Consider the following 7,594-nt stretch of genomic DNA (forward strand, 5'->3'; position numbering starts at 1 on the left):
GGGATGGGATCAGCTGAAACCCAAATCGGCCGCGGTGCTTCGAGAACTTGCAGCCTGGCGCGAGGGGGAAGCCAAACGGAGAAATGTGCCCCGGAGCCGCGTCGTCCGGGATGAAGTGCTGCTTCAGCTGGCGCGACATCCACCGCGACACCAGGATGAGTTGCGCAACGTCAGAGGTCTCCATGTTTCGGAAACCGACCGCAATGGAGAGTCGATTCTTACGGCGATTCAAACGGCGCTTGCGCTTCCGTCTTCGGCTTGGCCGGTGCTCGCCAAAGAGCGAAAACCTGAGTCGGAATCGAACGGATTTGTAGAGCTGCTTCAGGCGGTCGTCAAGGCACGCGCTCTGGAGAAAGAGATTGCGCCGACCCTCTTGGCGACCACGGCCGACCTCCAGGAGTTAGTCGATGCCAAAATGAATCGATCGGCGTTGGATCTCCCGCTCCTGAAAGGATGGAGACGAACCTTGGTGGGGGATCTTCTGCTTGACGCGCTGGACGGGAAGGTCGCTTTCACCGTTGATCCGCAGACCAGGACGATTCGGTGGTCGCTGTCCGGGCAGATCACGGATCGCTGAGGCGCGCGGCGCGATGAACAAAGCGCGCCACGTCCATGCGCGCCGCCGGGATCCACGCCATGCCGAATCTGGTAGGACACGCTGGTGGACGCCCGCCGGGTGCGCGAGGAGACGCGTACGTCATCTTAAATTTGCGCACGGGACGAGATGGTGAGCGCTCAGTATCGGCGGTGAGCAGACCGTGTCTTAGTGAGCCGGCAGTGTCTTACTCGTTATGCGATTCGCCGCGCTGAATCCGGTGGTCATAACCTACAAAAATTTCTTGAGTGACTCCGCCGGTCTCGCGAGCATGGCCTGTTCGCCTTTCTCCACGATCGGCCGTTGAATAAGATCTGGGTGTTTCACCATGAGGTCGAGCAGTTCATCGTCGGAGAGCTGTTTTTTGGCCAGACCAAGCTCGTGATACAGGTCTTCTTTGGTTCGAAGCACGTCTTTGGGCGATAGGCCGGCTTTCTTCAAAAGCGTTCTAAGCTGTGTTTTGGTAAACGCGTGCTCGTAGTAGTTGATGGCTGTAAAAGACGCCCCGCTGTCCTTGAGCAATTGTACGGCTTGTCGGCACGTGGTGCAGGTCGGTTTGTGATAGATCGTGACATTTGCCATAATGACTCCTTAGTGAGAAAACGCGCCTTGACGATTTTTTTCAGTCTATGCTAGATCCCAACAAGGGATAGGCCTAAACAGGATTGTTATGCCGTGGATTGGAACCAGCTCCACCGGTCAGTTCGCCTGTGTCAATGCCTCGCAACGAACGCTGAAAGCTCTCCGCATCAAGCGTAAGGGGCAGCCGGTTTTTGTTCTTGGGCATGTGCTCGAGCGCAAAGGGCAAGAAGCCACCTTTGAAGCGTTCAACGACCGGCTGGCCGTCGTGAAGTTCAGCGATGAGTGTCTCGTGGGCTATGACCCAAGCGAGCTCCTTCTTCCCACCGATATCGATGAGCATGGCATACCGTATTTTGAGATTCGGTCATGTCAATCTTGCGCAATGCTCTTTCCTCTTACTATGGAGGAGTGCGAGTCTGACAAGGAACCGGAGCGGTGCTCCGACTGTATCGGCTGATCAATCAGACAGACTCGTGATACTAATCGACAAAGGGAGCCATTTCCAAGGCCTTCTTCAGTAGACAATCTCCTGCAAAACCCTGTAACACCATTGGTAACATCGCTCCGTCGATGGCGCGTACGGAGTGTATCCGAAATCCCTCTGTAGACGTTTGTCCTTCGAGCTTGAGCGCGTGGCAGATTTCCAATTTTTTCCAGACCAAATTCGACAGAATTTGATCAGAGGCCAGAAGCTTCATGTCGCCGACCGCCCCATCGATGGCGACCTTTGCGGGAATCCGTGTTTTGTCCTTCGGAAGCTCGCTGACGACGGCAAATGCGATAACATTTTCCTCCGCTGCGGCGAAAGAAGTTGTCACGACGCTCACCATCACGATAGTAAGGCCGTACATGAGAACAGCGGTTCGTATCATTCACATCTCTGATCCAGGCACCGAGATGATTGATCCATCGACACGTAGTATGCCAAGCACGATTTTCCATTGCAAGAACGCTGCGCCAACATGGTAGGGTAATGATAGGTAACGCAAAACCTTAGATGTGTAAAGGAACATTATGCCGCATGATTTCATGCCAGGACTAGCCGGTGTTCCGGCTGCCACCTCATCAATCAGCGACGTCGATGGACAACGCGGTATTCTGGAATACCGCGGCATTCGCGTCGAAACACTCTGTTCGGATTCCTCGTACCTGGAAACGGCGTATCTCCTTCTTTTCGGGCATCTTCCCTCCACGACCGAATTCCAACAATGGACCAGGGACATCACCTATCACCGGCGCATCAAGTTCCGCATCATCGATTTGCTGAAAAGCCTACCTGAGTCGGGGCATCCTATGGATGCGCTTCAGGCGGCAGTAGCGGCGCTCGGGATGTTTTATCCGGGTCGCAACGTCAAGGACGTCGAGAATAATTATTGGAGCGCGGTGCGACTCGTCGCCAAATTGCCGACGATCGTCGCGGCTTGGGCGAGGCTTCGCCACGGTGACGATCCGATCGCCCCGCGCGACGACCTCGGGTTCAGCGAGAACTTTTTCTATATGCTGACGGAGTCCGTGGCTCCGCAAATATGGGCTGACATCTTCGATGATTGCTTGATCCTGCATGCCGAACACACCATGAACGCGTCCACATTTACAGGATTGGTCACGGCGTCAACCCTGGCCGATCCTTATACGGTTGTCGCTTCGTCGATCGGCGCGCTGAAAGGTCCCCTGCATGGAGGGGCGAACGAAGAAGTGGTGGTGATGCTGAGGGAAATCGGCACACTCGACAAGGCGCGACCGTATGTTGAGCATGCCTTGCAGAATAAGAAAAAACTGATGGGATTCGGCCACCGTGTCTACAAGGTCAAAGACCCTCGTGCCACGGTTCTTCAGGAACTCTGTCGGCGCTTGTTCAAGGAATGCGGAAGCTCGCCGTTGTATGAGATCGCATTGGAAGTGGAGGCGGCGGCCGGAAGAGTACTAAACAGTAAAGGCATCTATCCCAATGTCGATTTCTACTCCGGTATCATTTACGACAAGATGGACATCGATGTCGATCTGTTTCCGCCGCTCTTTGCCATGTCAAGGGTGTCGGGCTGGTTGGCTCATTGGTTGGAGCAATTGCGCGAAAACAAACTGTTCAGGCCGGACCAGATCTACTCCGGCGAGCATAACCGGCCTTATGTGCCCATCGATCAACGTTAGTGGGGTGTTGAAGGTTCAGGCTAAGGTTAAGGGAAACGGAACCATCCATCCTTCACACGACCTTAGCCTAAACCTCAACCTTGAGCTTGACTTCCCCATGGCCCGATTTATCTAAGGCCTAGACAGTTGAATCGGCGCAGCGCCAGCAAATCCGTTAGAAATTACAAGGAAACACATGAAGGAGGTCGCTATGACACTCGTACGATGGGATCCGTTTCGGGAATTGGAAGAAGTCTCAGATCGGTTGAACCGCATGTTTGCTCGCCCTGCCGCGTCGCGAACCAACGGCAAGGAGACCATGATCGTTGCGGATTGGGCACCTTCGGTGGATATCAGTGAGACCGAAGGAGAGTATCAGATCAAGGCCGAGATTCCGGATGTGAAGAAGGAGGATGTGAAGGTCACGCTCGAGGATGGCGTGCTGACCATTCAAGGTGAGCGGAAGCATGAGAAGGAAGAGAAGGGGAAGAAGTTCCATCGGATCGAACGATCCTATGGCAGCTTTGTTCGGACCTTTTCGCTCCCTGATGTGATCGACGAGGAGAAGGTCAAGGCCGAGTTCAAAGATGGGGTGTTGAACCTCCATCTGCCGAAGTCGGAGAAGGCGAAACCGAAGTCCATCGATGTCAAGGTGGCGTAAGCCGGTCTGAGAGTTAGCTCTGAACAAAGGCCTGCCTCATGAGGCGGGCCTTTTTCTTTAAAAACATGAGCCGCAAGGTCGCCCGCAAACGTGGTCACGGTACGGATTCAACTGGAAACCGACGTTTGTGAGTAGCACCGTGGCATTATGAGGGCGGAGGACATTGAATGCTAAAAACGAGCGGATCAAAGTTTCACCGTGAGCCAGCCCATCACTCGAGTGCCGAGAATGTCGCCTAGCGGATGCTCGCGATGCCGATCATTCAAGACGTTGAACACGGAAACTGCCAGCTCGGCTTCGCGTACGTAATCCGCGGTCTGCTGCCGCCATAGGAGGTATCCCAGCCGGAGGTTGAGCAAGTTGTAACTGGGGACTTGTTCCTGTGGAAGAACCGTCCCGGCCGGAAAAAAAGGGGCCAGATTTGTAAACGCGTCAGCCAACGGGTACGACGCATCTCCCACATGGTGATAGAGAAGTTCGCCGGTGAATGGACTCCAGGTCGCCCGGAGGCCAGCATTGACTTTATGATGAGGAAAACCTCGCCGACTGAACCCACTGGAGCTTTGTCCGACCTCCTGATACGCATAGTTGGCAAACCCAGAGAGCCAGGTTGTCAGTAAAAATTCCGCGCCAACTTCCCCACCGTATACATCAGCCACGCCTCCATTGACCGGACGCACTGGATTCAGAGGATTGCCAGTTGGGTTTCGAAAAGCGATGAGATCGGAAATGTGGTTATAAAACCCCGTGATTCTGGTCCGCAGCCGATGTTCCCACCACCAGCCTTGATAGCCCAGCTCATAGGACATGATCTGTTCTGGCCTCACGTCGGTGGAACCTGTGACAACGGAAATCTGAGGTGGTAAGGCTGGAAGAGTGACGGGGTTAAGTATGCTGAGGCCAACCTCGTTTGTTGTCGGTGGGCGATAGGCGACGGAACTGGACAACCGAACCGCATGGTTCGAATTCAGGTGGTAGACGATGGCTCCACGAGGCGACAAGGTTGGGGCGATAAAAGTATCCATGTCGTAACGGAAGCCGGCGCTTATCTCTAATGAAGGTAGTAGCAACCAGTCTCCTTGAACGTAAAGGCCTAGGCGATTCTCTGTCATTCGGTTGCTAAGGATATTCGAGGAACTGACTATGTGGCGAAAGTGGGTGCCAATATTTAAGCTGAGTCTCTCATGAGGTGTAAATCGGTAACGCGTTTCTAAATCATACGTATTTAGAGAAAAACTCTGGCCAGCACGCCCAAACTGGTCGGTCTGATTAAGCAGCGGGACCAGAGGAGGAAACATTAACACGTTGGTGTCTGAAAAAAGACCATACCACCAACCACGGATCGAGAAGTTGCTCTGTGTATAACCGACAAGTGCGTGGGCCTGCGAAAAGTTAAGGTCTGAGGTCGATACGGCATTCACTAGACCATGATAGGGACTTGATCTTGCTAGTCCTGCCTCGGCTCGGATCTTACTATCACCAGAAAGGCGGTATTCTGCTATTCCCCCGATCCTTTGGCTGTTGAGAGCTGGCATGCTTTGGTCTGACCATCGCTGAGCCTGCTCATGTCCGCCTGAGATGCGATAGCCCCAGCTCCCCGTGTTTCCTGCATGAATGGCGTTAGTGAGCAGCGTGCCAAGCTCACCGCCTGCCACTTGCAGTGTGGTCCCTTTCATTTCTTCCGGAGATTTGGTGATGATATTCACCACTCCGTCGAAAGCATTGAATCCATAGATAGCTGATGCTGGACCCTTGAGGACTTCGATCCGCTTGATTTCAGCCAGCACGATTGGTAACTGTTTCCAGAAAACAATCCCAGCTTGATCCACATAGATAGAGCGGCCATCGACCAAGACCAAGAGCTTGTTCGCTGCTAACTGATTGTTCCCGCGTACGCTGACATTGAAATCCACCGCGTTCATTTGCATGACTTCCATGCCTGGGATTTGCCGCAGCAACGTTGGTATGTCGGTAGCTCCTGAGTTACGGATGTCTTCATCCGTAATCACATAGACATCAGAAGGGGCCCTCGATATCGGCTGTTCGTACCGGCTGGCGATGCTGACGGTCTCTTCCTTCAGATAAAGTGCTTCTTCCTGGATCTGTTTTTCGATGGTTGAGGAGGGACGTGGAATGGGAAGAGAAGTCTCGGCTCCAGCATAAAATGGATCACTACACCAGCGGGTCCCAATTACAAGAATGGTCGCGCATCTGAGGCACCGGCGGATCACCTGTCGCGGCATGTCTTAGTGCGTAGCCTCAAGATTGTCCACACCATGTAGCTATTTCTATTTAGAGAGATCGAAGACCGGAATTTACACTGGGCCGAAGTATTGGGTCTAGGCATAAGAATAGGGCTTTCTAAGTGATGAACGGTCACCACTGGATCTTATGGCATGTTTGTCGCTTGCCTCACGACGGAATGTCTTTGTTTTCCGATCAAAGTGAATCAAATAAGATACCGAATCTATTTGGATTCATTTGCTCTGTAACAGAGTCTTTTCTGCCTCTGCGATTAGATTTCTATCGGTTCGGGAAGCGTCTCATAGATCTCTTCTGATGACGTTTGTGAGCTTGTGGTCGGCAGTTCACGCAGTCAGAGGACACCATGACGATTTGTATGAGTTGTGAGGGACGGAAAGAGGGTTTCTGGAATGAAACTGGCATTGCAAGTGCGCCGGTTACCTATACGAATGAACCTGTGGTCTCGGCGCGTCGGCTGTAATGAGGAAAAAAGATGCTGTCTCGCTATGAACAATCAGTATTACAGTGTCCATCACTCACATAGAACACGGAGGTTGCCAGGAGAGATATTCATTGGAGAATTGAATTCAGGGTGTTGACTAAAGCACGAGATTTGCTAGGTGCGGATACGATGTCCCAGGCCGGGATCAGACTGGATTCGCCCTATCCAGCCGCCTATCTCCTTGTGAGGTTCCGGCCTCGGCCGGCGAGTCCGGCGGTGATTTCCCAGTATCGCCGCCGGGTATCGTCTCATACGTGGCAAAGAAACGCATGGCGGAAAGAGGATGAACTCGACATCGCAATGGAAAAAAGTGCTTCCTGGGTCATTACAATGGTGTCGCTAACGAACAAAACTGGCAGAAGGGGATGAGGTCGCATGAAGGTGAAAGGGTTCATCCTGGAAGACGATCATGGAAAGGAGTTCGTCGTGGTATGCGAGAAGCCGTATAAGCAGCCGGGGAAAGTTTTTGCTCTCAGGGGCTGGCAACGACGGCGGATGATTCCGCTGCAATGTACAGGACAAGAGCTTCGCCAAATCACCGGGGGAGTGCTGATGACACTCGATGACTTGTTTCAAGGCCTCCGGAGTGCGTGAGGATTCAGAAGGGAACGCTTCCCCAGACATTAGGAGGTGTTCCTAGGATCGTCTGCCAGGGCCTCAATGAAAGGAGTGGTATCGCATTATGCTATGGAGACAATGCATGTTTACGATAAGCGTCCACCTCATGCGGGCATGTGTGCTGCTGGTCGTCTGCGGCGTGTTTACCGCTGTTCAGGCGCAGGCGAATTTCCCCACCGTTCCGAAGGAGACCTACGAGGCGTTGAAGCTCGAGCGGTCGGCCTCGCCGAAGGAACTGTACGAGGCGTTGCTCAAGCGGTATCTG

Annotated in this window: 8 protein-coding genes and 1 pseudogene; 6 read left to right on the forward strand and 3 right to left on the reverse strand. The window is 53.2% G+C overall.

All coding sequences use genetic code 11. The features are described 5' to 3' along the window. The coding region (locus tag ACOSYY_RS10720; RefSeq protein ID WP_421662343.1) for an HRDC domain-containing protein at positions 1–577 on the forward strand (577 nt) is incomplete at its 5' end. Positions 578–826: 249 nt separating this feature from the next. Here ACOSYY_RS10720 and arsC read toward each other — a convergent pair. Further along, positions 827–1,177 carry an arsenate reductase (glutaredoxin) gene (gene arsC, locus ACOSYY_RS10725; RefSeq protein ID WP_421662345.1) on the reverse strand — a complete coding sequence of 117 codons (351 nt, stop codon included), beginning with the start codon at positions 1,175–1,177 and terminating at the stop codon, positions 827–829. 88 nt (positions 1,178–1,265) lie between these two features. Between arsC and ACOSYY_RS10730 the strand changes: the two genes are divergently transcribed. Continuing rightward, complete coding sequence (locus ACOSYY_RS10730; RefSeq protein WP_421662346.1) at positions 1,266–1,634, forward strand: hypothetical protein; 369 nt, start codon at positions 1,266–1,268, stop codon at positions 1,632–1,634. A 22-nt stretch (positions 1,635–1,656) separates the two neighbouring features. Here the strand turns inward: ACOSYY_RS10730 and ACOSYY_RS10735 are convergent, their stop codons facing one another. After that, a complete protein-coding gene (locus ACOSYY_RS10735) occupies positions 1,657–1,995 on the reverse strand; it encodes a hypothetical protein (protein ID WP_421662348.1) in 339 nt (112 codons plus the stop codon). A 193-nt stretch (positions 1,996–2,188) separates the two neighbouring features. Between ACOSYY_RS10735 and ACOSYY_RS10740 the strand changes: the two genes are divergently transcribed. After that, positions 2,189–3,325, forward strand: coding sequence for a citrate synthase (locus ACOSYY_RS10740; RefSeq protein ID WP_526023313.1), 1,137 nt, complete (start codon positions 2,189–2,191; stop codon positions 3,323–3,325). Positions 3,326–3,515: 190 nt separating this feature from the next. Next, a complete protein-coding gene (locus ACOSYY_RS10745) occupies positions 3,516–3,965 on the forward strand; it encodes an Hsp20/alpha crystallin family protein (RefSeq protein ID WP_421662351.1) in 450 nt (149 codons plus the stop codon). Between the two features lie 185 nt (positions 3,966–4,150). Here ACOSYY_RS10745 and ACOSYY_RS10750 read toward each other — a convergent pair whose 3' ends face one another. Next, complete coding sequence (locus ACOSYY_RS10750; protein WP_421662352.1) at positions 4,151–6,208, reverse strand: TonB-dependent receptor plug domain-containing protein; 2,058 nt, start codon at positions 6,206–6,208, stop codon at positions 4,151–4,153. A gap of 878 nt (positions 6,209–7,086) precedes the next feature. Here ACOSYY_RS10750 and ACOSYY_RS10755 point away from each other — a divergent pair. Then, positions 7,087–7,305: a hypothetical protein gene (locus ACOSYY_RS10755; protein ID WP_421662353.1), complete on the forward strand. Its 219-nt coding sequence runs from the start codon at positions 7,087–7,089 to the stop codon at positions 7,303–7,305. A gap of 106 nt (positions 7,306–7,411) precedes the next feature. Continuing rightward, a pseudogene (locus ACOSYY_RS10760) lies at positions 7,412–7,594 on the forward strand (hydroxylamine reductase); the annotation flags it as partial.

The organism is Nitrospira sp. BLG_2 (genome assembly GCF_049222245.1).

Excerpts from the sequence above, each read along its gene's own strand:
- arsC (WP_421662345.1), bottom strand. The coding sequence starts at position 1,177 with ATGGCAAATGTCACGATCTATCACAAACCGACCTGCACCACGTGCCGA.
- ACOSYY_RS10745 (WP_421662351.1), top strand. The coding sequence starts at position 3,516 with ATGACACTCGTACGATGGGATCCGTTTCGGGAATTGGAAGAAGTCTCA.
- ACOSYY_RS10755 (WP_421662353.1), top strand. The coding sequence starts at position 7,087 with ATGAAGGTGAAAGGGTTCATCCTGGAAGACGATCATGGAAAGGAGTTC.
- ACOSYY_RS10730 (WP_421662346.1), top strand. The coding sequence starts at position 1,266 with ATGCCGTGGATTGGAACCAGCTCCACCGGTCAGTTCGCCTGTGTCAAT.
- ACOSYY_RS10750 (WP_421662352.1), bottom strand. The coding sequence starts at position 6,208 with ATGCCGCGACAGGTGATCCGCCGGTGCCTCAGATGCGCGACCATTCTT.